Here is a 20,866-nt window from a genome sequence, read left to right on the forward strand (position 1 = left end):
GGCGTGTTCGTCGGCTCCGGGATCTTCAAGTCCGGCAACCCGGCCGAGCGGGCCGCGGCGATCGTGAAGGCCACCACCTTCTACGACGACCCGGAAGTGCTCGCGAAGGTCTCGCGTGGCCTGGGCGAGGCGATGGTCGGCATCAACGTCGACGAGATCCCGCAGCCGCACCGGCTCGCCGAGCGCGGTTGGTGACCCGGCTGCATCGCACGCCGGGTCCGGGTCAGAGCATCAGCCTGATCAGGTCGGCCGTACGCACAAGTCCGGGCAGCGCCTCCGCCGTGGACCGGGGATGCAGGGCGTGCACGGCGAGCCGGAACATCAACGCCCGCAACAACATCTGCGGCCATTCGGGCAGTTCCTCCCAGCGCCCGATCAGTTCCTCGTCCGCCCCGCCCCAGGAGAGCGCGTCGACGACGACCACACCGGCCGCCCACGCCGCCGGTCTCCAGTAGGGGGTGATGTCGGTGATGCCCGGCGCTTCCGACCCCGAGAACAGCACGGTGCCGAACAGGTCGCCGTGCACCAACTGATCGGGGCCGTGCACCGGCTTGCGCAGGGTCGCGAGCTGCCCGATCAGCTCCACACTGGTGCGTCCGTCCGTCGATGCCGGCTCGAACTGCCCCTTGACGCCACGGAGCGGGACCTGCTCCCACGCGGCCCGGTCGGCCGCGACGAACACGTCGACGTCCTGCCACGGCGGCACCGGCGGCTGCACCAGGAACCGGGGCCGCTCCAGCGCAGCGGTCGCCGCATGCAGCCGCAGCGACAGCGACACCACCTCGTCGTGCCGCGGTTCCGGCGAACCCTCGATGTAGGTGTCGGCGCGCCACCCGGAGACCACGTACCGCCCGTCCGTCGCTCGCACCGGACGCGCCAACCGGACGCTGTCGGGGTTGAGGGTCTCGCGCACCTTCGCCGACCACGCCGCGCGCGCGTGATCCGCGACCGGCGAGAGCACGACGTCGCCGCAACGCCAGCCACCCTCCCAGTCCGGACCGAGCGCGACGGGGCTGGTCTCGCGCAGACCGAAAGTGGACCGCACGTGGGCGGGAGGTTCGACGGAGCTCACGCTCGTCACGCTACCGCCGAGGCCGGTCCCGACCGGCGCTGACGCGCCCTGAGGGTGATCTCTTTACCCCGGTAGAGGTGCGGATCACCCACAGGCGCTCCAGGCGCTAGTAGGTCGGAAGGCTCGGATCGACCTGGTTCGCCCAGGCGATGATGCCGCCGTGCAGGTGGGTCGCGTCGGCGAACCCGGCGCGCTTGAGCGCGGCGAGCACCTCGGCGGAGCGGATACCGGTCTTGCAGTAGAGCGTGATCGGGCGGTCCTGCGGCAGCTCCGCGAGGGCGTCGCCGGACAGGATGCGATCCTTGGGAATCAGCGTCGCGCCGGGCAGGTGCACGATGTCCCACTCGACGGGCTCCCGGACATCGATCAGCGCGACGTCCTTGCCCGCGTCCAGCAGGTCGGCGAGTTCCCTTGCGGTGACCGTCGACCCGGCCGCGGCACTCTGCGCGTCCCCATCGGCCCGGGACGGGTCGACCGGATCCTCAGCGACGACCCCGCAGAACGCGTCGTAGTCGATCAGTTCGGTGACCGGCTCCCGGCCGGGATCGCGCCGCAGCCGAATGGTGCGGTAGTTCATGGCGAGGGCGTCGTAGATCATCAGCCGCCCGAGCAGCGGCTCCCCGATGCCGGTGATCAGCTTGATCGCCTCGGTCGCCATGATCGAGCCGATCGACGCGCACAGCACGCCGAGCACGCCGCCCTCCGCGCAGGACGGCACCATGCCCGGTGGCGGCGCCTCCGGGTACAGGTCCCGGTAGTTCAGTCCGCGCCCGTCGGGTGCCGCCTCCCAGAACACCGACACCTGCCCCTCGAACCGGTAGATCGATCCCCACACGTACGGCTTGCCCGCCAGGATCGCCGCGTCGTTGACGAGGTAGCGGGTGGCGAAGTTGTCGGTGCCGTCGAGGATCAGGTCGTACTGCGCGAACAGATCCACCGCGTTGGTGTTGTCGAGCCGGTACTCGTGCAGCCGCACGTCGATGCGGTCGTTGATCTCGAGGACGGAGTCGCGGGCGCTGTGCGCCTTCGGCCTGCCGACATCGGAACGGCCGTGGATGACCTGACGCTGCAGGTTCGACTCCTCGACGTCATCGAATTCGACGATGCCGATCGTCCCGACCCCGGCGGCCGCGAGGTACAGCAGGGTCGGCGACCCGAGGCCACCGGCGCCGATCACCAGAACCTTCGCGTTCTTGATCCGCTTCTGCCCGACCATGCCGACGTTCGGGATGATCAGGTGGCGGCTGTAGCGCGCCACCTCCTCACGGCTCAACTCGGCGGCCGGCTCCACCAGCGGCGGCAGCGCACCCGTCGGTGTGGCGGAGGGCTGTACGGATGTCGACATGCCTCCCATTCTCCCCGTCGGTGCCGAACGGGTGTCGAGGACCCGGCATCGCACGGCCGCCATCGGCTACGGTCCTGGTCGCCGGTCCCTCAACATCTCGACGCCGACCTCCAGGAGCACGATGACCACGTCCGCCACGCCCGACGACGCCGTCCACCGGACGCGGATCTCCGTCCGATGGTCCGACATGGACGCGTTCAAACACATCAACCACGCCCGGATGGTGACGCTGCTCGAGGAGTCCCGGATCGACTGGCTGGCGTCCGTGGACCCGGAGGTGTCGGCGCTGCTGCAGAACTCGGTCGTGGCCCACCTGGAGGTCCGTTACCGCACTCCGCTCACCCACGCGGACACGCCGCTGCAGGTGTCGATGTGGCTCGAGCGGCTGCGCAGCGCGGACCTCACCGTGCGCTACGAGGTCCGGGCGGCCGACGCGGATCCCGGGTCGCGGCCCGCGGTGGAGGCCTCGACGCAGCTGGCACTCGGCGACCCGTACACGCAGACGTTGCGTCGGCTGACCGCAGAGCAGCGCGCACAGCTGGCACCGTGGGTGCGCCCGGACTGACGACCGGGCAGCCCGTGCCGGCTCAGCCGCGCGGCGCCTCAGCCGCGCGGGTACGGCCAGGGGTTGAACCGGCAGGTCTTGCCGTCCATCGGCACGACGCCCTCCGGGTCGAGCTTGGCGATGTCGTTGTTCGCCGTTCCGAAGGTCTGCTGCATCATCACCGGTGCCAGCCCGCCGTCCGCCTCGCACGGCTGGTGCGCCTGGTATCCGATGGCGTGTCCGACCTCGTGGTTGATCTGGTACTGCCGGTACGACCCGATGTCGCCCTGATACGCGACGGCACCGCGCACCCACCGCGGCTCGTTCAGCACGACGCGGTCGATGCCCGGGTTGTAGCAGGAAACCTCCAGCTGGATGTCGTACCCGCATGCCTCGCGGATCGTCATCTGCGAGGTCAGTGAGATCCGGAAGGTCGGGTCGCCGGTGTCGATGCGCTGGAACGCGAATCGCGGGTCGTGGGTCCAGCTCTTCGGATTCGCGAGGGTCTGGTCGACCATCCGGGCGAAGGACTCGTCTCCCCCGAATCCCGCGGTGTCGACGCCGTCCTCGACCTCGACCGTGTAGGTGAACACCTGCTCGGTGCCCTGCCCCGCCTTCGGGCCGGTGCCCGGGATCACCCGCCAGGTTCCCGCACCGGTCGCGGTGAACGGTCCCCCCTCGGGCAACGCACCGGACGGGATCGTCTCGGCGAAGTTGCCGTCGGCCAGCGGCGGAACCCCGATAACTCCAGTGCCCTCGCTGGTGCTGCGGGCACCGAACCCGGGATCGCCGTACGGGAGGGACTCGGGTTCCCCGACGCCCCGTAGCGCGTCGACGAGGACGAGGACGGTGACGACCGCCAGAACCGGGATGGCGTAGGCACGCCACCCGTAGGTGGCGACGAACTTGCCGAGTCGGCTCTGCTTGCGCACCTGCCGTTCGGGGCGGGAACTGCGCGGCCGACCGCGGTCCTCGCCGATCGGATCCCACTGCGCTCGCAGCGGCTGGTGTGACCCGACCTGGGTGCGGCTCCACCGGTCCGACGCGCTGTCCGCCTCGGGCCGGTCGGGGTTCGTGGTGTCCTCGCGCTCGCCGGGACGCGGGCCGTCCGGGTGACCTGTGCGCGCATCCGTCGAGTCGTCTGGACTCCAGGGGTGTCCACCCCGCAGTCGCGGTCCGCCTCCATCCGTCACCGGTCCAGCGTCTCACAACCGCGAACGTCCTCCGCCCGGGCACGCCGATCGGCGATCACCCGCCGCGGCCGACCGGAACCCGCTGCGACCTGCAGCGGGACCACCCCAGGCACACTGGACACCTATCGGCAACAGTGACCTGGAATACTCGGGGCAGGAGCATTCGCCATTCCGCGGATGGCCGGGCACAGGTCCGGTATCGTTCGATCACTTTGTGCACCCGGTGCCGTGAGCAACCTCACCCGCGCAGCACGAGGCACGGATGGTGACAACGCAAGATTGGGAGCACGATGACTGAACTCGCGGATCGTTCCGCAACGTCGACCGGGCGTCAGGGCGCCAAGCGCAGCACCCGACTGCCCCGGGACGCTCGCCGGCTCCAGCTGCTGCAGGCCGCCAGCGAAGTGTTCGTCAGCCGTGGCTACCACTCGGCAGGCATGGACGAGATCGCCGAGTGCGCCGGGGTCAGCAAGCCCGTGCTCTACCAGCACTTTCCCGGCAAGCTCGACCTGTACCTCGCGGTGCTGCAGAGCTACGTGGACAGCCTGATCTCCGGTGTCCGCCAGGCGCTGCGCTCGACCACCGACAACCGGCAGCGCGTCCGCGCCGCCGTGCAGGCGTTCTTCGACTTCGTCGACAACGACAACCAGGGCTACCGGCTGGTGTTCGAGTCGGACTTCATGGGCGACCCTCAGGTCCTCGCCCGCGTCGACCGCGCGACGGAGGCGTGTGTGGACGCCGTCTTCGACCTTGTCGCCCACGACTCCGGACTCGACCCGTACCGGGCGCGCATCCTCGCCGTTGGACTCGTCGGGACCAGCCAGTTCACCGCCCGCTACTGGCTGCAGGCGAACCGGCCGATCCCCAAGGAGGAAGCGGTGGACATCACCGTCCAGCTCGCCTGGGGCGGCCTCTCCCACGTGCCCATGCACAACTGAACGACCCGAACGCAAGAAAACGGGGCGCGCGGATCATTCTGCGCGCCCCGTTTCCGATTCGATGTCAGCTCGCGAAACCGACCTTGCGGCTGTCCGGCTGCCCGATCTCGACGTAGGCGACCTTCGAAGCCTGGATCAGGAACTTGCGACCCTTGTCGTCGGTGAGGGCGAGAACTCCCGATGCGTCGCCACCGATCGCCGCTGAGACGAGCTCGGTCACCTCTTCCGGGGTCTGCGCGCTGCTGAGGATCAGCTCGCGCGGGCTGTCAGAAATGCCGATCTTGACCTCCACGGCCAACCTCCGAACTCTCGTGCCATCACTACCTGATGCCAGGCTAATGCAGCCCGCCTCCACCCCACCCGCTGCCGGCGTGTGCTGAGAGCGAACACCTCCGGCGTGGCCGCACCCTGACCGTTGGCGCCGGACTCAGACGAGCCCGAGCACCGCCATCCGCTCCGAGTGCCGCTGCTGCATCCGGTCGAACAGCGCCGCGACGCCGTTGAGGTCCCCGCTCGCCGAGAGCATCAGATCCGTCAGCGCCTCCCGTTGCGCCATCACGTACTGCGCCTGCGTGATCGCCTCGCCGAGCAGGCGCCGGCCCCACAGCATGAGTCGGTCCTTCTCCTTCTTCGATGCCTGCACGGCGGCGCTGACCTCCTGCACCACGAACTCGGAGTGCCCGGTCTCCGCCAGCACCTCGCGCACCACAGCGCCGACGGACGGATCCAGCGAGCCCGCGATCTCGAGGTAGAAGTCGGCGGCGATCCCGTCGCCGACATGCGCCTTGACCAGGGACTCGAGCCACGTCGCCGGGTGGGTCGACGCGTGGTAGTCGTCGAGCGGCTTCACGAAGGGCGCCATCGCGGAGTACACCTCGAGGCCGCGGTCGGTGAGCGCCGACTCCAGCGTCTCGAAATGCCCCATCTCGGCGCCGGCCATGCGGGCCAGCGCCACCCTGCCCGCCATGGTCGGCGCCATCCGGGCGTCCTCGGCGAGGCGGTAGAAGGCGGAGATCTCACCGTAGGCCAGTACGGCGAACAGTTCGCTCACACCGGGGTGGTCGGCGGCGATCGAGGACGACAGCGAATCGGCAGAATTGGCTCCCATGCGGGACAGCGTAGACCGCGCCTACCTGCGAACTCGGCCACGGCAGTTACCATGGTTGCGGGTCGCCGCCCGATCGTCCGACCAATCGGACACATCGCATGGACGCGGCGACCCACAGATAATGTGCGCGCACCTGATCCGCAGGTCCTCCTCCCGCGCCGCGCCGAGACACCCGTCTTGCGCGCAGGGCAGCAGGAACAGTGACCATCGGACAAGGGCACCGGCGTCAGTCGGAAAAGGGCATCGCCCGGAGTTCGACTCGGGCACCGCCCGGGGTTTCGACTCGGGCACCGCCCGGGAGTTGGACACGGGCAGCACCCGGTGGCCGACCCCCGGCCCCGCCCAGCTCGTGCGCGCGTGCCGACGAGGAAGGCCAGAGCACTGAGCAAGATCACGATCGACCACGAAGACGACGCAAGCGAGACGACCCTGTCCGCCCAGCTCGACGAGACCCACACCGCCCCCACGTTCGCCGAACTCGGCGTCCGCGACGAGATCGTCCGGGCCCTGACGGAGATCGGCATCGAACGCACCTTCGCCATCCAGGAGTTGACGCTGCCGCTCGCCCTGGCCGGCGACGACCTGATCGGCCAGGCCCGAACGGGCATGGGCAAGACCTTCGGCTTCGGCGTGCCGCTGCTGCACCGGGTCTCGAGCACCGATTCCGGCACCGCGCCGCTCGACGGCACCCCGCGAGCGCTGGTGATCGTGCCGACCCGCGAGCTGTGCATCCAGGTGACCGACGACCTGGTCAACGCCGCCAAGCACCTGAAGGCCGGGAACCGCAGGCTCGAGGTCCTCTCGATCTACGGCGGCCGCCCGTACGAGACCCAGATCGAGGCGCTGCAGAAGGGCGTCGACGTCGTCGTCGGCACCCCCGGACGACTGCTGGACCTCGCCAAGCAGGGTCACCTGATCCTCGGCAAGGTCGGCGTGCTGGTCCTGGACGAGGCCGACGAGATGCTCGACCTGGGCTTCCTGCCCGACATCGAACGCATCCTGGGGATGGTGCCCGACGCCCGGCAGACGATGCTGTTCTCGGCGACGATGCCCGGACCGATCATCACCCTGGCGCGCACGTTCCTGACCCGGCCGACGCACATTCGCGCCGAAGAGCCGGAGTCGTCCGCGGTGCACGACCGCACCACCCAGCACATCTACCGGGCGCACGCCCTGGACAAGGCCGAGATGGTCGCGCGGATCCTGCAGGCCGAGGGCCGCGGCGCGACGATGATCTTCACGCGGACCAAGCGCACCGCGCAGAAGGTCGCGGACGAGCTGAACGAACGCGGCTTCTCGGTGGGCGCCGTGCACGGCGACCTCGGCCAGATCGCCCGCGAGAAGGCCCTCAAGAGCTTCCGCACCGGCAAGGTGGACGTCCTGGTCGCCACCGATGTGGCCGCCCGCGGCATCGACATCGACGACGTCACGCACGTGATCAACTACCAGTGCCCGGACGACGAGAAGACCTACGTGCACCGCATCGGCCGCACCGGCCGCGCCGGGCGCACCGGCACCGCGGTCACGCTCGTCGACTGGGACGACGTGCCGCGCTGGCAGCTGATCGACAAGGCCCTGAACCTGGGGGTCGCCGAGCCGGTCGAGACCTACTCCAGCTCCGAGCACCTGTACTCGGACCTGAGCATCCCCACCGACGCGAAGGGCTCGATCCGCAAGCCGAAGCCCGCCCGCACGCACGAGGTGTCCGCCGACGCCGAGCAGTCCTCGGATCGTCCCCGCCGCACCCGTACCCGCAAGCGCACCCGCGGCGGCCGGACCGCCGACACGGCGAGCACCGCACCCGCCGACACGTCGTCGGAAACCGTTGCGCCGGAACCCACCTCCCCCAGCGGTGAGGCGACCCCGGCACGTCGACGTCGGCGTCGCCGTCGTCCGGCCTCCGGCTCGACCGCCACCTCCACGGCGTCGACCACGGAGTAGCCACCCACCGTGCTCGCACCCGAGCGGCGCACTCGCGCCGACGTTCTGGCCGCCTGCGCGATCGCGGTGCTCGTGCTGGTCGCAGCCGCGGCGGTCTGGTTGACCAGCGACGCCGAGGGCACCGAGTCGGTGACCGCGACGACGCCGGCGCCGCCCGCGGAGACCGCACTGGCGGTTCCCGAGACGCTCACCGAGATCTGGCGCGCCGACAGTGACGCCACCCGCACCCCTGTGGTCGCGGGTGGCGCCGCCGTCAGCGGAGACGGCGACACCGTCGTCGGGCACGACCCGGCGACCGGCGACCCGATCTGGCACTACCGGCGCGACCGGACGCTGTGCGGGGTCATCGGAGCCTGGAACACCGCGGTCGCGGTCTACCCGGACGACCGCGGATGCGGTCAGGTCACCCAACTGGACGGGTCCACCGGGGTCCGGAAGGCGCAGCGGGCGAGCGACGCCGACCCCGCCGTGACCCTGTCGGAGGACGGGACGTACCTGACCTCACGCGGCGCGACCCGGATGGAGGTGTGGCGTTCGGACCTGGTGCGCACCCTCGAGTTCGGGCGGGTCGACGCGCCGGTCAATCCCGCCGCGCAACCCCGGACCGGGTGCACGCTGCTCTCCTCCGCGTCGAGCAGCAGCCGGGTCTCGGTGCTGGAGTCGTGTCCGGGCGAGGACGCGGTCCGGCTCAGCGTCCTCAACCCTGCACCGAAGGACAACTCCGAGCCCGAGGAGTACGGGTCCCGGGTTCTCGACGAGGCCGGACCGTCCGACACCGGCGCCCGCGTGCTCGCCGTCTCCGGCGAGCGGACGGCCGTCTACCTACCCGCCACCGGGACCGCGGGGGCGACGGTCGCCGTTTTCGACGGGACCGGAAACGAGACGTCCCGGTACCCCGCCCCCGCGGACGTCTCCCCCACCACCGTCGTGGAGCGCACCGGATCCTTCCTGAGCTGGTGGACCGGATCGAGCGTGATCGCCCTGCGGACAACGGATTTCACCCCCGCCTGGTCGGTCGGCGGCGCACTCGGCCCTGGCACCGCGATGGCGGGCCTGTTCCTCGTCCCGGTCGAAGGCGGCGTCGCGGTGATCGACGCGGCCACCGGCGCCGAAACCCGGCGCATCCCGATCGACCGGCCGGGCCTCGCACCCGCACAGCTCGGCGGCCGCCCGATCACGTCCGCGGTTCTCGGCTCCGTCCTCCTGGAACAGCGCGGCGACGAACTGGTGGCCCTGCGTTAGACGTCACTCACCGAAGGTGTTCAGTTCGGCACCCTCGTCCCAGTGCGCGACCAGGTTCGCGGCCAGCTCGCGGTACGCCTGCGCGCCCTTGTTGGCGCGACCGGACAGCACGGTGGCACCCGACGCGCTCGCCTCGGCGAACCGGACGGTGCGCGGGATCGGCGGCGCCAGAACCGGCAGGTCGTAGCGGTCCGCGACGTCGGCGAGCACGTCGCGGCTGTGCGTGGTGCGCGCGTCGTACAGCGTCGGCAACGCGCCGAGCAGGGCCAGGTCCGGGTTGGTGATCTCCCTGACCTCGGAGACGGTACGCAGCAACTGCCCGACGCCTCGGTGCGCGAGTGTCTCGCACTGCAGTGGCACCAGCACGGAGTCGGCCGCGGTGAGCCCGTTGAGGGTCAGCACGCCCAGCGACGGCGGGCAGTCGACGATCACGACGTCGAAGTCGTCACCGAGCGTCGCCAGCGCCCGCTTGAGCGTGAACTCGCGCCCCGGCCGCATCAGCAGCACCGCTTCCGCCCCGGCCAGGTCGATCGTCGCGGGCACCAGCGCGAACCCCTCCTCCGTGTCGAGGATCACGTCCCGGATCTGCATCTGCCCGGTGAGCACCTCGTGCACCGACGACTCGAGCCGATCGGGATTGTGCCCCAACGAGAACGTCAGACAGCCCTGCGGATCGAGATCGACCACCAGGACCTTCCGCCCGAGCGCCGCCAGCGCCGCGCCGAGCGAGGCCACCGTCGTGGTCTTCGCGACCCCACCCTTTTGATTCGCCACCGCGAGCACCGTCGTCACGGAGGTGATCTTTGCGTACTCGGAACGCTCCCGCGACCGACCGGCCTGAGATGATGCACAGGTGCCTCCCGCCGACCCGTCCATACCCGTCCCACCTCGCGACACCGGACGCATCGTGTTGCTGCGGCACGGGTCGACCGAGTGGGCGGCGACCGGCCGGCACACCGGCCGCACGGACGTGCCGCTGACGCCCGAGGGCGAGGAGCAGGCCCGTGGTGCGGGCCGCCGCCTCGAGTCGCTGGCCCTGCGGGACCCGGCCGTCCTGTCCAGCCCGCGCATCCGTGCGGCCCACACCGCCGAACTGGCGGGCCTGAGTGCCCGCGTGTGGGACGAACTCGTCGAGTGGGACTACGGAGACTACGAAGGTCTGACGAGCGCGCAGATCCACCACCAGGTGCCGCACTGGACGGTGTGGACGCATCCCTGCCCCGGCGGCGAGGAGGCCGACTCCGTGGAGTCGCGGGCGGACCTGGTGCTCGCCGTCGCCGAGTCCACCCTGCCGGGGCGGGACGTGGTGCTGGTCGGGCACGGGCACTTCTCCCGGGCGCTGATCGCCCGCTGGGCCGGCCTGCCACTCGTCGAGGGCCGCCGGTTCGCGTTGTCGCCCGGGGCGATCACCGTGCTCGGCTACGACCACGGCGTCCGGCTGATCGTCACCCACAACGCGTCCTGACCCGCCCCACGGACCCGCAACGTTCGACGAAAACGAAAGAGGTATCGCATGATTCGCCGCGTCTCCACCGCGGACGTGCCGGCCGTCACCGGCCTGGTGTACGAACTGGCCGAGTACGAGAAGGCCCGCCAGGAGTGCACCGTCACCGCCGAGCAGATGACGGCCGCGCTGTTCGGCCCGAACCCGGCCGTGTTCGGCCACGTCGCCGAGGAGGACGGTGTCGTGGTGGGGACCGCGCTGTGGTTCCGCAACTTCTCCACGTGGGACGGGGTGCACGGGATCTACCTGGAGGATCTGTACGTGCAGCCGGCCTTCCGCGGCCGCGGGTACGGCAAGGCCTTGTTGGCGACCCTCGCGCGCGAGTGCGTCGACCACGGGTACACGCGACTGGCGTGGTCGGTGCTGAAGTGGAACACGCCGTCGATCGAGTTCTACGACTCGCTCGGCGCGCAGGCCCAGGACGAGTGGACCGGCTACCGGCTCAGCGGCGACCCTCTGGCCCGCCTGGCGGCGACGGTCTGACGACCGCGGTCACTCCGGCTGTGCGGTGTCCCCGCCGTACTCCTCGGCCATCCAGCGCGACGTGGGCGCCGAGAACAGGCACACCAGCGCCGGCACCACGACCACTCCGAGGAGCACGCCGAGCACCGGCCGGTGCGAGTCGGTGAGCAGCGACCACACCACCGGCAACAGCAGCAGCTGCGCGACGACGGCGATGGCCCGGCCCCAGCGGCGGCCGCGCAGCAGCCCGAGGCCGGCGGCGAGCACGGCACCGCCGAGGATGACGAACCACGCCGCCGTGCCGTACGGGTTGGCGGCGTCCTGGTCGTGTCCGAGCAGACCCCGGATCACCAGGACGAGTGCGACGACGACCGCGACCGCCCCTTCGAAGGTGACCAGCCCTCCCGCCCATCGAACCGTGGCGGGGGTGGACAGGGGCGCAGCAGACTCGGGCACGGCGCCAGCCTATAGAACGCCGCGCCCGGGTCGGCGCGAACTCCCCGGCGCCCGGTCCCCGCTAGGCTGACGATCCGTGCGTGCGCTGCTGATCGTCAACCCGAATGCGACCTCGACCACCCCCGCGGCTCGCGACCTGCTCGCGCACGCGCTGTCGAGCCGGGTGCAGGTACGGGTGGTGCACACCACGCACCGCGGGCACGCCGCCGAGTTGGCCCGTCGCGCGGTCCTCGAGGGCATCGGGCTGATCATCGTGCACGGCGGCGACGGCACCGTGAACGAAGTCGTCAACGGTCTGCTCGGCGCCCCGGAGCCGGAGTCGATGAAGGCGCTGCCCATCGGACCGCCCCCCCTCGTGGCCGTGGTGCCGGGCGGATCCGCGAACGTCTTCGCCCGCTCGCTCGGCATCGACCCGGACCCCGTCGTGGCGACGAACCAGTTGATCGAACTGCTGGAGCTGCGGGAGAGGCGGAGGATCGGGCTGGCGCACTGCGACGGCCGCTGGTTCACCTTCAACGCCGGCCTCGGGCTGGACGCGCAGGTGTGCGAGGCGATCGACCTCGCCCGCGCGAAGGGCCACGCGGCGACCCCCTCCCGCTACGTCCGCACGGCGATCCGCGCGTTCCTGAGGAACCGGCGCCTGGAGCCCACGCTGACCGTCGAGATTCCGGGGCACGATCCGGTGGACGGCGTGCACTACGCGTTCGTGTCGAACTCGAGCCCGTGGACCTATCTGAACCACCGGCCGATCTCGGTGAACCCGGAGACGGGGTTCGAGACCGGTCTCGGGGTGTTCGCGATGCGCACGATGAGCGTCGCGGCCAGCCTGCCCGTCGTCCGACAACTCCTCACCCCCGGATCGAACCCCAAGTCGCGCAAGCTTTTTCGAGTCGACGACGCATCCAAGGTGCGAATCACGTCGAGCGCACCGATCGGACTGCAGGTGGATGGCGACTACCTCGGCAAGCGCACAGAGGTGGAGTTCGTCGCGGTGCGCGACGCGCTGACGCTGGTGGCGCCGAGCCTCGGTTGACGGGCCCGATCGAGCGAGGTCCCGGCGAGGGGCGGCGGGCGAACCGGCGGCTAATGGCTTATACACCGTTTCGGCGCCTGCCGAGGGTCAGTTCAGAACAGAACCGTACACCCATAGTGCATAAGTGCCGCGAGCGGGGTACAAAGTAATGCAGACCACACCGGGTGATTCGAAAGAGTGAGTTACCCCACGGACGGGCCATTTTCTATTGACTTCCTGCGCGTTCGTGAAAGCATTCACAAGCAACAGCGAGGAAACAATTCGCTCCCCGCGCATGAACGACGCGATACGACGCGGTGCATTCGCACCGAAAATACGACACGGTGCGACGCACCCGGTGAAGGAGTAGAAGGATGGACTGGCGCCACAAGGCAATCTGTCGGGACGAGGACCCGGAGTTGTTCTTCCCGGTGGGAAACAGTGGACCGGCCATCGCGCAGATCGCGGACGCCAAGCTGGTGTGCAACCGCTGCCCCGTGACCGCCGACTGCCTGTCGTGGGCCCTCGAGTCGGGCCAGGACGCGGGCGTCTGGGGCGGCATGAGCGAGGACGAGCGGCGCGCGCTCAAGCGTCGGAACGCGCGCACCCGTGCCCGCAGCGCGGTCTGACACCGTAATACTTCTCGTGAGGCCCGGCACCGAAAGGTGCCGGGCCTCACGCGTATTCGGCACCGATCACACGCGGGACGCGGCGCGCCGGCCCAGCGGAACCCGCAGCGCGGCCTCCGTGCCCCCACCCTGGGCGGGCCGCAGCCCCAGCGAGCCGTTCAGTTCCGCGGACACCAGGGTGCGGACGATCTGCAAACCGAGACTGTCCGACCGCTCGAGGCTGAACCCGTCCGGCAGGCCCGCGCCGTCGTCGTGGATCACCACGTCCAGCCAGCGCGCGGACCGGGTCGCGCGCAGCGTCACCGTTCCGCCCTGGCCGGGCTCGTAGCCGTGCTCGATGGCGTTCTGCACCAGCTCCGTCAGGACCATGACCAGCGGCGTGGCACGCTCGGCAGGGAACACCCCGAAACTGCCCTCACGGCGGATCTGCACGGTGCTGTTGACCACCGCGACGTCCGCCATGATCGGCACCAGCCGGTCCACGACCTCGTCGAGGTTGACCTCCTCGTCGACGGACATCGACAGGATGTCGTGCACGAGCGCGATCGACGTGACGCGACGCACCGACTCGGCCAGGGCCTGCCGCGCCTCGTCGTGCTGGGTACGCCGGGCCTGCAACCGCAGCAGCGCCGCCACCGTCTGCAGGTTGTTCTTCACCCGGTGATGGATCTCCCGGATCGTCGCGTCCTTGCTCAGCAGCGCCCGGTCGCGGCGCTTGACCTCGGTGACGTCCCGGATGAGCACCACCGCGCCGGCGGGCTGACCACCCGGCCGCAGGACCAGCGTGCGCATCAGCACCGTCGCCCCGCGCGCCTCGACCTCCATCCGCTTGCCCGCCTTGCCCGCCAGGGCCGCGCGGATGTCGGTGGCCACGTCCTGCGCGTCGAACGGGTCGGTGATCAGGGTGCGGGTCACCGACGCCAGGTCCCGCCCCTTGAGCGTCGTCGTGGTCAGACCCATCCGGTGATACGCCGACAGGGCGTTCGGGCTGGCGTAGACGACGGTGCCGTCGGAGTCGAGCCGGATGAAGCCGTCCCCCGCACGCGGGCTGGACAGGATCTCGCTGTGCTCCTCGGGGGTCGGGAAGGTGCCCTCGCTGATCATCTGGCACAGCTCGGCGGCGCAGTCCAGGTACGCGACCTCCAGCGGGCTCGACTGCCGCTGCTGCGTCGGGTTGGTGTCCCGGCTGAGCACCGCGATCACATCCCCGCTGCAACGCACCGGAATCGCCTCCCGCCGCACCGGGGCTCCCTCGGCGGGCGGGCCGTCCGGAACCCGCACGATCCGCCACTCGGCCAGTGCCTGGCGCACGTGCGGGTGTTCGACGTCCGAGGCAACCCAGCCGACCGCGTCCTCCGCGAAGGCTGTCGGCGCGGTCGTCGGCCGGCACTGCGCGACGCACACCAACTGGGGACCACCGGCCGGCTCGGCGACGCCGGCGTCGGTCGGCACCCACAGCAGGACGTCGGCGAACGACAGGTCCGCCAGCAACTGCCACTCCCCGACCACCCGCTGCAGGTGGTCGACGCCCTCCCCGGGCAGGTCGGTGTGTTCGGCGAGCAGATCGCTGAGCGTCGACATCGGACGGTCGGGTCAGGCGATGACGGCGATCAGGTCGCCCTGCTGGATGACGTCGCCGACGGTGACGTCGACGGAGGTGACGGTGCCGTCGATCTCCGCGATCACCGGAATCTCCATCTTCATCGACTCCAGGATCACGAGGGTGTCCCCCTCCTTCACCTCGTCGCCTGCTGACACCACCACCTGGAAGACGGTGGAGACCATCTCGGCGCGCACGTCTTCGGCCATCGAGCACCTCGCTTGTGTTGGAGACCTACCAGTGGAAGTACAGCCAACCACACGTGGAAGAATGTCCCCGAGCGAGATCGGATAGAAGGGAGACAACCATGGGTAAGCGTGGTCGCAAGAAGCGCAGCCGTAAGGGCAGTGCCGCCAACCACGGCAAGCGTCCCAACGCCTGAGCGCGTAGACGAAGCCTCACACAGGGCCGGATTCCTTCGGGGGTCCGGCCCTGTGTCGTACGCGGACCATTTCCACGGTTCGCCCCCACGACATGCCCTTCGCCCCTACGATTGCGCGCACGCGGTCGGGGGACCACTCGGTATGTTTCGGCTTGGTCGGGCACCGGCGCAGCTCGACCTCCGCCGCGGACACTCACCCAGCGGCACGAGGGACACCCGCCGATGCCGCCCCGACAGGAGGCTCATGCCCCACACACGCACGCCACTCCGGACAGTCTTCCGGCACACTCACCACCGCACACTCGCCCGCCTCGCCACCGCAACGGCCACCACCCTGATCGCGGGCGCGTTCGTCACCGGTGCCGCGACCGGCACCGCGGCCGCGGCACCGCTCGAGGACGATCGCAGCGTCACCGTCACGACCGACGAGTACCGCGTCGACAAGGAGGTCGTCGGCAGCAACGAGAAAGTCCCCGGATCGACTGTCACGTATCGGACGAGCTTCTCACCTACCGACGCGCCCGAGTACTTCAACTGGGTGAGTGATGAGTACGCTCCCGGTCTCACCTTCGTCACGGGCACCCTTTACCTGTCCGACACGAACGGCACGAAGACCGCGCTCGACACCTCCCCGTACGTCTCACCCGAAGGCGACACCCCACACGTGAGTTTCCGCCCGGGCGACATCTGGGTGGGCCCAGGTTGGGCCCTCGTATACGAGGTGACCTACATCATCCGGGCAGACAGATTCGAACCGGGTGACGTCATAGCGAGCGGCATCAGCGCGGGTGGATGGAACGACACTGCGGACTTCGATCGAAATCCGATCGGAGTGAACGTCCACGTGGTCTCACCCTTCGCCTCCGGCTCCGCAAGCTGAATCGAAAGGACGGTTACTCCGATGAATCGCGATACGCGCAACGCTTTTCGGCGACTCGCCCGTACCGTCGCCGGCGTCGGCCTGATGGTCGGCACACTCGCCACCGGTGGCGGCACCGCGGCAGCCGACGAGTTCGGCCCCGGGAGGTCGGTCACCGTGACCGCCGACAACGTACAGGTCGAAGGGGCTGTGGGCGGGTTGGGTACATCGACCAACGTCGTCACGAACTCCTCCATGGTGACCTATTACGCATCGCTGACGACCACAGACCGGACCGAGCGCCGCATCAACAGCGTCGCCTTCCATGTGCCACCCGAACTCCAGTACTTCACGGACAGCGCGGCGGTGACGCGGTTCACCCAGCCCTATGTCGAGGAGCACTGGAAGCTCACCCCTGTGTTCGACGCAGCGGCCAACACCGTCACTTTCGCCGATCCCGGCTTCTACATACCCGCTACCGAACACGGCCGTCTCTCGGTCTCGGTGTCCTTCTTCATCCCGCCGGACAGCTACGAAATCGGCTCGTCCGTCGACAGCGGGCTGACGGTCGACATCGACGGACTCGGCAAACAGACCTGGAATCCGATCGGGCTGCAGTTTCACATCCGCAGCTACGAGGCTGAGCCCTGCTTCCTCTGCGTCGACTACGGTGGCGGTGACTGGGACAACGGCTTCTGGGGCTTCGGTAGCGCCGACCTCGGGCGGGGAGACAACGAGACACTCAATCTCGTTTCAATGATGCTGGGCAGCTGACCCGTCCGGGTCGTTCGTGCAGCTCGACGACACCCGCTCGAACGCTTTCCGACAACCGTCGACAGGTCCCGTCCCGAACAGGCAGGGAGCGACCCCGAGGCTTCCTCGGGGTCGCTCGCTGTGTCGGTCCTACTGCCCCGGGTCGACCCGGGTGATGATCGTGGTCTGGCTCAGCTGGATGCGCAGGCGCTGGCGCAGGCTGTCCGGCGCGTGCTCCCCACCGCACTTGCGGGCGAGCAACGACTTCACCTTCGCCTCGATGCCGTACGCCTCGAAGCAGGAGCCGCAGTCCTCCATGTGCTGCTGCAGCCGGGCGCGGGTCCGGTCGTCGCATTCGTTGTCGAGCATCAGCCATACATCGGCAATCACGGCGGAGCAGTCGAGCCGCTCGAATTCGTTCTGCTCGCTCACCGGGACGCCTCCTGCTCCTGGCCTGTCGCGGCCGCGGCGGCGGCCCCTCGATTGAATCCTCGTTCGCGGGCCACGTCGGCGAGCAGTCCACGCAGTTGCTTGCGGCCGCGGTGCAGCCGCGACATCACGGTCCCGATCGGGGTGCCCATGATCTCGGCGATCTCCTTGTACGGGAAGCCCTCGACGTCCGCGTAGTACACCGCCATCCGGAACTCCTCCGGCAGTTGCTGCAGCGCGTTCTTGATGTCGTCGTCGGGCAGCGCGTCGAGCGCCTCGACCTCCGCGGAGCGCAGACCCTGCGAGGTGTGCTCGGCGGTCGCGGCGAGCTGCCAGTCGGTGATCTCGTCCGTCGGGTACTGCGCCGGCTGCCGCTGCTTCTTGCGGTACGAGTTGATGTAGGTGTTCGTCAGAATCCGGTACAGCCACGCCTTGAGGTTGGTGCCCTCCTTGAAGGACCGGAACGCGGAGTACGCCTTGACATACGTCTCCTGCACGAGGTCCTCGGCGTCGGCCGGGTTGCGCGTCATCCGCAGTGCGGCGCCGTACAGCTGATCGATCAGCGGCAGGGCGTCGCGCTCGAAGCGCTGCGTCAGCTCCGCCTCGGACTCGACGACCGGATCGGAGGCCAAGGGCTCCGGCGGGTCGATGTCGTGGGGTTCGCTCAGGTCGTTGGGCACGGTGATCCCTTCGCTCTTGTCAGAGATCCAGGCTACCGCCACACGGTTCCCCTCACGGCGACCAGCGGGACGCTCCAGGCACTTCACCGACACGGGCGGCTCCTTTCCAACACGGACCAACGTGCACGGTGCAACACCCACGAGGCGCCGAGTGTTCCCGCCGACAGCCGGCACGAGGCGCGGTTCTACAGTGTCGAGACATGGCAGGTTCCGCGACACCGGCAACACAGGCCCTGGTCAAGGCGAAGGTTGCGCATCGGGTCCACAGCTACGACCACGACCCCTCCAGCGCCTCCTACGGCACCGAAGCGGTCGACGCCCTCGCCGGCGAACTCGGTCTCGACGCCTCGCAGATATTCAAGACGCTGGTGATCAAGACCTCCGACGGCAAGCTCGCGGTCGCGGTCCTGCCGGTGCCGGCGAAGCTCTCGCTGAAGGCTGCCGCGGCGGCGTTGGGCGCAGGCAAGGCCGTGATGGCGGACCAGGCCGAGGCTCAGCGCTCCACCGGATACGTGCTGGGCGGCATCTCCCCGCTCGGCCAGCGCAAGAAGTTGCCGACGGTGATCGACGCATCGGCCACCGACTGGGACCGGGTGCTGTGCAGCGCGGGCCGGCGTGGACTGGAGATCGACCTCGATCCGCGGGACCTGGTGCGACTGACGGGTGCGGTTCTCGCCCCGATCACCGCCGGCTGAGGCACCCGGGGAACAATCAGCTCCGCGACGACTGTTGCACCTCACAACAAAGTCTGTTCGTGTCAGAAAGCGGGTACCTCGTGACCGTCCCCCTCTCCATTCTCGACCTCGCCCAGATCGGCGAGGGCGAGAGCGCCCGGGACAGCTTCCGCGCCAGCGTGCAGATGGCGCAGGCCGCGGAACGGCAGGGCTACCAACGGATCTGGTACGCCGAGCACCACAACATGCCGTCCATCGCGTCGTCCGCGACGAGTGTGCTGATCGCGCACATCGCCGCGAACACCGAGACCATCCGCCTCGGTTCCGGCGGCGTGATGCTGCCGAACCACTCCCCGCTGACCATCGCCGAACAGTTCGGCACCCTGGCCGAACTGCACCCGGGCCGCATCGACCTCGGCCTCGGCCGCGCACCGGGCAGCGACCAGCAGACGATGCGGGCGCTGCGCCGCGACCCGGCGTCCGCCGACTCGTTCCCCCAGGACGTGCTCGAACTGCAGGGCTACCTGACCGGGCCCTCCCGCATCCCGGGGATCGAGGCCACCCCCGGTAAGGGCACGAACGTGCCGCTGTACATCCTCGGCTCGTCACTGTTCGGCGCGAAGCTGGCCGCGATGCTCGGCCTGCCGTACGCGTTCGCCTCACACTTCGCGCCGAACGCCCTCGACGACGCGATCGCGATCTACCGTCGCGAGTTCCGGCCCTCCGCGCGGCTCGCGGAACCGTACGTGATCGCCGCCGTCAACGTCATCGCCGCCGACACCGAGGACGAGGCGCAGCGACTGTTCACCGCAACGAAGCGCAAGCGGGTCCAGTTGTTCGTCGGTCGCGGCCGCACCTTCACGCCCGAGGAGACGGACCTGGTGCTCGAGTCCCCCGCCGGTCAGCAGGTGCTGCAGATGTTGCGCTTCACCGCCGTCGGCACACCTACGCGGGTGCGCGAGTATCTGGACACCTTCACCGAACGAACCGGCGCCGACGAGCTGATGGTCGTCTCCTCCGCGACGGAGCGTGCGGCCTGGCTGCGGTCCCTGGAGCTGGTCGCCGAGGTCAGCGACCTCGCCGCCCTCGCCCGCTGACCCTGCTCGCAGGCCCGCCCCTGTCCTTCCCTCGTCTTCTTCCCGAATGGCCCATTCGGTCTGTTCAACCGACCGAATGGGCCATTCGGGACAACGGGCAGGGGTCGGACAGGGTGGCACCGGGCGGTTCGGGGTCAGAGCAGGCTGATCTGCTCCCCGACCGCCGAGCCGGGCGGCCCGGCAGGAGCGATCAGGTCGGGGCCGTCGTTGCGGACGCTGTTCACGCGATCCGAGACGAGTCGGATCTCGATGCCCGCGGCGACCTGCTCGTCAACACCGGCGAGCAGCTCGACCGGGACGTCGACATCGGGATCGAGCCACCGGTCCCAGTGCTCCGGAGTCACGATCAGCGGCATCCGGTCGTGCACCGACTGGAGGTCCCCGACCGCATCGGTCGTCAGGATCGTGCAGCTCAGCAGCGGCGCGGCGCGGGAGCCGGGCGCGTGCCACACCGACCACAGGCCGGCCATGAAGAACCGCGACCCGTCCGCGGGCGTCATGAAGTGCGGCACCTTGGCGACCTTGCCGCCGGGGCGTGGTTCGCTGGTCCACTCGTACCAGCCGTCCATCGGCACCAGTGCGCGCTTGGTCTTGAGCGCGGCCCGGAACGCCGGCTTCGTGGAGGCGGTGTCGGCGCGGGCATTGAACAGCGGCGCCGACCGCACCGGCGCACCGTCGTCGCCGGCCTTCGTCCACGGCGGCAGCAGTCCCCACCGCATCCGGCGGATCCGCCGGGTCGCCAAGTCCTCCGGATGTTCGCGATCGTGGCGGGCGACCACGGCCAGCACCGGGTCGGTCGGCGCGACGTTGTAGCGCTCCGACGGTTGGGGTGGCGCCGACCCCGTCTCGTCGATCGCGTCCAGCTCGACCGCGAGCAGGGCCGGGTCGACGGTCGTCGCGTATCTGCCGCACATGCCACCCATTGTGGGCGTGCCCACCGACATGC

Annotated in this window: 25 protein-coding genes and 1 pseudogene; 14 read left to right on the top strand and 12 right to left on the bottom strand. The window is 69.7% G+C overall.

Translation table 11 applies throughout. The features are described from left to right. A pseudogene (locus tag ACWDU4_RS20160) lies at positions 1-195 on the top strand (pyridoxal 5'-phosphate synthase lyase subunit PdxS); the annotation flags it as partial. A gap of 28 nt (positions 196-223) precedes the next feature. On the opposite strand, the gene ACWDU4_RS20165 reads toward ACWDU4_RS20160, so the two are convergent. Both ACWDU4_RS20165 and moeZ read right to left on the bottom strand, forming a co-directional pair. Beyond that, a complete protein-coding gene (locus ACWDU4_RS20165; RefSeq protein ID WP_450115696.1) occupies positions 224-1,072 on the bottom strand; it encodes a TIGR02569 family protein in 849 nt (282 codons plus the stop codon). Between the two features lie 106 nt (positions 1,073-1,178). Then, a complete protein-coding gene (moeZ, locus tag ACWDU4_RS20170) occupies positions 1,179-2,417 on the bottom strand; it encodes an adenylyltransferase/sulfurtransferase MoeZ (RefSeq protein WP_450115697.1) in 1,239 nt (412 codons plus the stop codon). A gap of 121 nt (positions 2,418-2,538) precedes the next feature. On the opposite strand from moeZ, the gene ACWDU4_RS20175 reads away from it, so the two are divergent. Further along, the gene (locus tag ACWDU4_RS20175; RefSeq protein ID WP_450115698.1) at positions 2,539-2,982 is read left to right on the top strand and encodes an acyl-CoA thioesterase; all 444 of its coding nucleotides are present in this window, start codon (positions 2,539-2,541) and stop codon (positions 2,980-2,982) included. A 38-nt stretch (positions 2,983-3,020) separates the two neighbouring features. On the opposite strand, the gene ACWDU4_RS20180 is transcribed toward ACWDU4_RS20175, so the two are convergent. Beyond that, positions 3,021-4,154, bottom strand: a complete 1,134-nt coding sequence (locus ACWDU4_RS20180) for a DUF3152 domain-containing protein (RefSeq protein WP_450115699.1) — start codon at positions 4,152-4,154, stop codon at positions 3,021-3,023. 290 nt (positions 4,155-4,444) lie between these two features. On the opposite strand from ACWDU4_RS20180, the gene ACWDU4_RS20185 reads away from it, so the two are divergent. Then, the gene (locus ACWDU4_RS20185; protein ID WP_450115700.1) at positions 4,445-5,092 is read left to right on the top strand and encodes a TetR/AcrR family transcriptional regulator; all 648 of its coding nucleotides are present in this window, start codon (positions 4,445-4,447) and stop codon (positions 5,090-5,092) included. Positions 5,093-5,156: 64 nt separating this feature from the next. Here the strand turns inward: ACWDU4_RS20185 and ACWDU4_RS20190 are convergent, their stop codons facing one another. Next, complete coding sequence (locus ACWDU4_RS20190; RefSeq protein WP_450115701.1) at positions 5,157-5,384, bottom strand: DUF3107 domain-containing protein; 228 nt, start codon at positions 5,382-5,384, stop codon at positions 5,157-5,159. 135 nt (positions 5,385-5,519) lie between these two features. Further along, positions 5,520-6,200: a ferritin-like fold-containing protein gene (locus tag ACWDU4_RS20195; protein ID WP_450115702.1), complete on the bottom strand. Its 681-nt coding sequence runs from the start codon at positions 6,198-6,200 to the stop codon at positions 5,520-5,522. A 357-nt stretch (positions 6,201-6,557) separates the two neighbouring features. Between ACWDU4_RS20195 and ACWDU4_RS20200 the strand changes: the two genes are divergently transcribed. Continuing rightward, positions 6,558-8,141, top strand: coding sequence for a DEAD/DEAH box helicase (locus ACWDU4_RS20200; RefSeq protein WP_450115703.1), 1,584 nt, complete (start codon positions 6,558-6,560; stop codon positions 8,139-8,141). A 9-nt stretch (positions 8,142-8,150) separates the two neighbouring features. Next, the gene (locus ACWDU4_RS20205) at positions 8,151-9,383 is read left to right on the top strand and encodes an Rv3212 family protein (protein WP_450115704.1); all 1,233 of its coding nucleotides are present in this window, start codon (positions 8,151-8,153) and stop codon (positions 9,381-9,383) included. A gap of 3 nt (positions 9,384-9,386) precedes the next feature. Here the strand turns inward: ACWDU4_RS20205 and ACWDU4_RS20210 are convergent, their stop codons facing one another. Beyond that, complete coding sequence (locus ACWDU4_RS20210; RefSeq protein ID WP_450115705.1) at positions 9,387-10,175, bottom strand: ParA family protein; 789 nt, start codon at positions 10,173-10,175, stop codon at positions 9,387-9,389. A gap of 61 nt (positions 10,176-10,236) precedes the next feature. Here ACWDU4_RS20210 and ACWDU4_RS20215 point away from each other — a divergent pair, with 61 nt between their 5' ends. Together ACWDU4_RS20215 and ACWDU4_RS20220 are read left to right on the top strand one after the other, a co-directional pair. Beyond that, positions 10,237-10,848, top strand: a complete 612-nt coding sequence (locus tag ACWDU4_RS20215) for an acid phosphatase (protein ID WP_450115706.1) — start codon at positions 10,237-10,239, stop codon at positions 10,846-10,848. Positions 10,849-10,896: 48 nt separating this feature from the next. Further along, a complete protein-coding gene (locus ACWDU4_RS20220) occupies positions 10,897-11,370 on the top strand; it encodes an N-acetyltransferase family protein (protein ID WP_450115707.1) in 474 nt (157 codons plus the stop codon). A 9-nt stretch (positions 11,371-11,379) separates the two neighbouring features. Here ACWDU4_RS20220 and ACWDU4_RS20225 read toward each other — a convergent pair whose 3' ends face one another. Next, positions 11,380-11,805: a hypothetical protein gene (locus tag ACWDU4_RS20225; RefSeq protein WP_450115708.1), complete on the bottom strand. Its 426-nt coding sequence runs from the start codon at positions 11,803-11,805 to the stop codon at positions 11,380-11,382. A gap of 76 nt (positions 11,806-11,881) precedes the next feature. Between ACWDU4_RS20225 and ACWDU4_RS20230 the strand changes: the two genes are divergently transcribed. Next, positions 11,882-12,838: a diacylglycerol/lipid kinase family protein gene (locus tag ACWDU4_RS20230; protein ID WP_450115709.1), complete on the top strand. Its 957-nt coding sequence runs from the start codon at positions 11,882-11,884 to the stop codon at positions 12,836-12,838. Positions 12,839-13,191: 353 nt separating this feature from the next. Beyond that, positions 13,192-13,446 (top strand): WhiB family transcriptional regulator, encoded by a 255-nt coding sequence (locus ACWDU4_RS20235; RefSeq protein ID WP_007537924.1) that lies wholly within the window; start codon positions 13,192-13,194, stop codon positions 13,444-13,446. Positions 13,447-13,512: 66 nt separating this feature from the next. On the opposite strand, the gene ACWDU4_RS20240 is transcribed toward ACWDU4_RS20235, so the two are convergent. Together ACWDU4_RS20240 and ACWDU4_RS20245 are read right to left on the bottom strand one after the other, a co-directional pair. After that, entirely contained in the window at positions 13,513-15,027 is a 1,515-nt protein-coding gene (locus ACWDU4_RS20240; protein ID WP_450115710.1) for a sensor histidine kinase, read from the bottom strand. Between the two features lie 12 nt (positions 15,028-15,039). Further along, entirely contained in the window at positions 15,040-15,255 is a 216-nt protein-coding gene (locus ACWDU4_RS20245; protein WP_450115711.1) for a biotin/lipoyl-binding carrier protein, read from the bottom strand. 98 nt (positions 15,256-15,353) lie between these two features. Between ACWDU4_RS20245 and ACWDU4_RS20250 the strand changes: the two genes are divergently transcribed. The 3 genes from ACWDU4_RS20250 (at position 15,354) to ACWDU4_RS20260 (ending at position 17,061) form a co-directional block, all read left to right on the top strand. Beyond that, on the top strand, positions 15,354-15,428 hold the full coding sequence (locus ACWDU4_RS20250; protein ID WP_095887907.1) for a 50S ribosomal protein bL37: 75 nt from the start codon (positions 15,354-15,356) through the stop codon (positions 15,426-15,428). A gap of 244 nt (positions 15,429-15,672) precedes the next feature. Further along, positions 15,673-16,308, top strand: coding sequence for a hypothetical protein (locus tag ACWDU4_RS20255; RefSeq protein WP_450115712.1), 636 nt, complete (start codon positions 15,673-15,675; stop codon positions 16,306-16,308). Positions 16,309-16,329: 21 nt separating this feature from the next. Then, positions 16,330-17,061 carry a hypothetical protein gene (locus ACWDU4_RS20260; RefSeq protein ID WP_450115713.1) on the top strand — a complete coding sequence of 244 codons (732 nt, stop codon included), beginning with the start codon at positions 16,330-16,332 and terminating at the stop codon, positions 17,059-17,061. A 129-nt stretch (positions 17,062-17,190) separates the two neighbouring features. On the opposite strand, the gene rsrA is transcribed toward ACWDU4_RS20260, so the two are convergent. Both rsrA and ACWDU4_RS20270 read right to left on the bottom strand, forming a co-directional pair. Next, positions 17,191-17,472, bottom strand: coding sequence for a mycothiol system anti-sigma-R factor (gene rsrA, locus ACWDU4_RS20265; protein WP_450115714.1), 282 nt, complete (start codon positions 17,470-17,472; stop codon positions 17,191-17,193). Beyond that, positions 17,469-18,119: a sigma-70 family RNA polymerase sigma factor gene (locus ACWDU4_RS20270; RefSeq protein WP_450115756.1), complete on the bottom strand. Its 651-nt coding sequence runs from the start codon at positions 18,117-18,119 to the stop codon at positions 17,469-17,471. The genes rsrA and ACWDU4_RS20270 overlap by 4 nt, the downstream gene beginning before the upstream one ends. Before the next feature lie 230 nt (positions 18,120-18,349). Between ACWDU4_RS20270 and ybaK the strand changes: the two genes are divergently transcribed. Both ybaK and ACWDU4_RS20280 read left to right on the top strand, forming a co-directional pair. Next, the gene (gene ybaK, locus ACWDU4_RS20275; RefSeq protein ID WP_450115715.1) at positions 18,350-18,844 is read left to right on the top strand and encodes a Cys-tRNA(Pro) deacylase; all 495 of its coding nucleotides are present in this window, start codon (positions 18,350-18,352) and stop codon (positions 18,842-18,844) included. 80 nt (positions 18,845-18,924) lie between these two features. Then, positions 18,925-19,920: an LLM class flavin-dependent oxidoreductase gene (locus ACWDU4_RS20280; protein ID WP_450115757.1), complete on the top strand. Its 996-nt coding sequence runs from the start codon at positions 18,925-18,927 to the stop codon at positions 19,918-19,920. Positions 19,921-20,054: 134 nt separating this feature from the next. Here ACWDU4_RS20280 and ACWDU4_RS20285 read toward each other — a convergent pair whose 3' ends face one another. After that, positions 20,055-20,834 carry an SOS response-associated peptidase gene (locus ACWDU4_RS20285; RefSeq protein ID WP_450115716.1) on the bottom strand — a complete coding sequence of 260 codons (780 nt, stop codon included), beginning with the start codon at positions 20,832-20,834 and terminating at the stop codon, positions 20,055-20,057. Positions 20,835-20,866: the final 32 nt, after the last annotated feature.

The sequence above is a fragment of the Rhodococcus sp. NPDC003348 genome (assembly GCF_053589375.1).

Excerpts from the sequence above, each read along its gene's own strand:
- moeZ (WP_450115697.1), bottom strand. The coding sequence starts at position 2,417 with ATGTCGACATCCGTACAGCCCTCCGCCACACCGACGGGTGCGCTGCCG.
- ACWDU4_RS20175 (WP_450115698.1), top strand. The coding sequence starts at position 2,539 with ATGACCACGTCCGCCACGCCCGACGACGCCGTCCACCGGACGCGGATC.
- ACWDU4_RS20185 (WP_450115700.1), top strand. The coding sequence starts at position 4,445 with ATGACTGAACTCGCGGATCGTTCCGCAACGTCGACCGGGCGTCAGGGC.
- ACWDU4_RS20195 (WP_450115702.1), bottom strand. The coding sequence starts at position 6,200 with ATGGGAGCCAATTCTGCCGATTCGCTGTCGTCCTCGATCGCCGCCGAC.
- ACWDU4_RS20220 (WP_450115707.1), top strand. The coding sequence starts at position 10,897 with ATGATTCGCCGCGTCTCCACCGCGGACGTGCCGGCCGTCACCGGCCTG.
- ACWDU4_RS20235 (WP_007537924.1), top strand. The coding sequence starts at position 13,192 with ATGGACTGGCGCCACAAGGCAATCTGTCGGGACGAGGACCCGGAGTTG.
- ACWDU4_RS20240 (WP_450115710.1), bottom strand. The coding sequence starts at position 15,027 with ATGTCGACGCTCAGCGATCTGCTCGCCGAACACACCGACCTGCCCGGG.
- ACWDU4_RS20245 (WP_450115711.1), bottom strand. The coding sequence starts at position 15,255 with ATGGCCGAAGACGTGCGCGCCGAGATGGTCTCCACCGTCTTCCAGGTG.
- ACWDU4_RS20255 (WP_450115712.1), top strand. The coding sequence starts at position 15,673 with ATGCCCCACACACGCACGCCACTCCGGACAGTCTTCCGGCACACTCAC.
- ACWDU4_RS20260 (WP_450115713.1), top strand. The coding sequence starts at position 16,330 with ATGAATCGCGATACGCGCAACGCTTTTCGGCGACTCGCCCGTACCGTC.
- ybaK (WP_450115715.1), top strand. The coding sequence starts at position 18,350 with ATGGCAGGTTCCGCGACACCGGCAACACAGGCCCTGGTCAAGGCGAAG.
- ACWDU4_RS20285 (WP_450115716.1), bottom strand. The coding sequence starts at position 20,834 with ATGTGCGGCAGATACGCGACGACCGTCGACCCGGCCCTGCTCGCGGTC.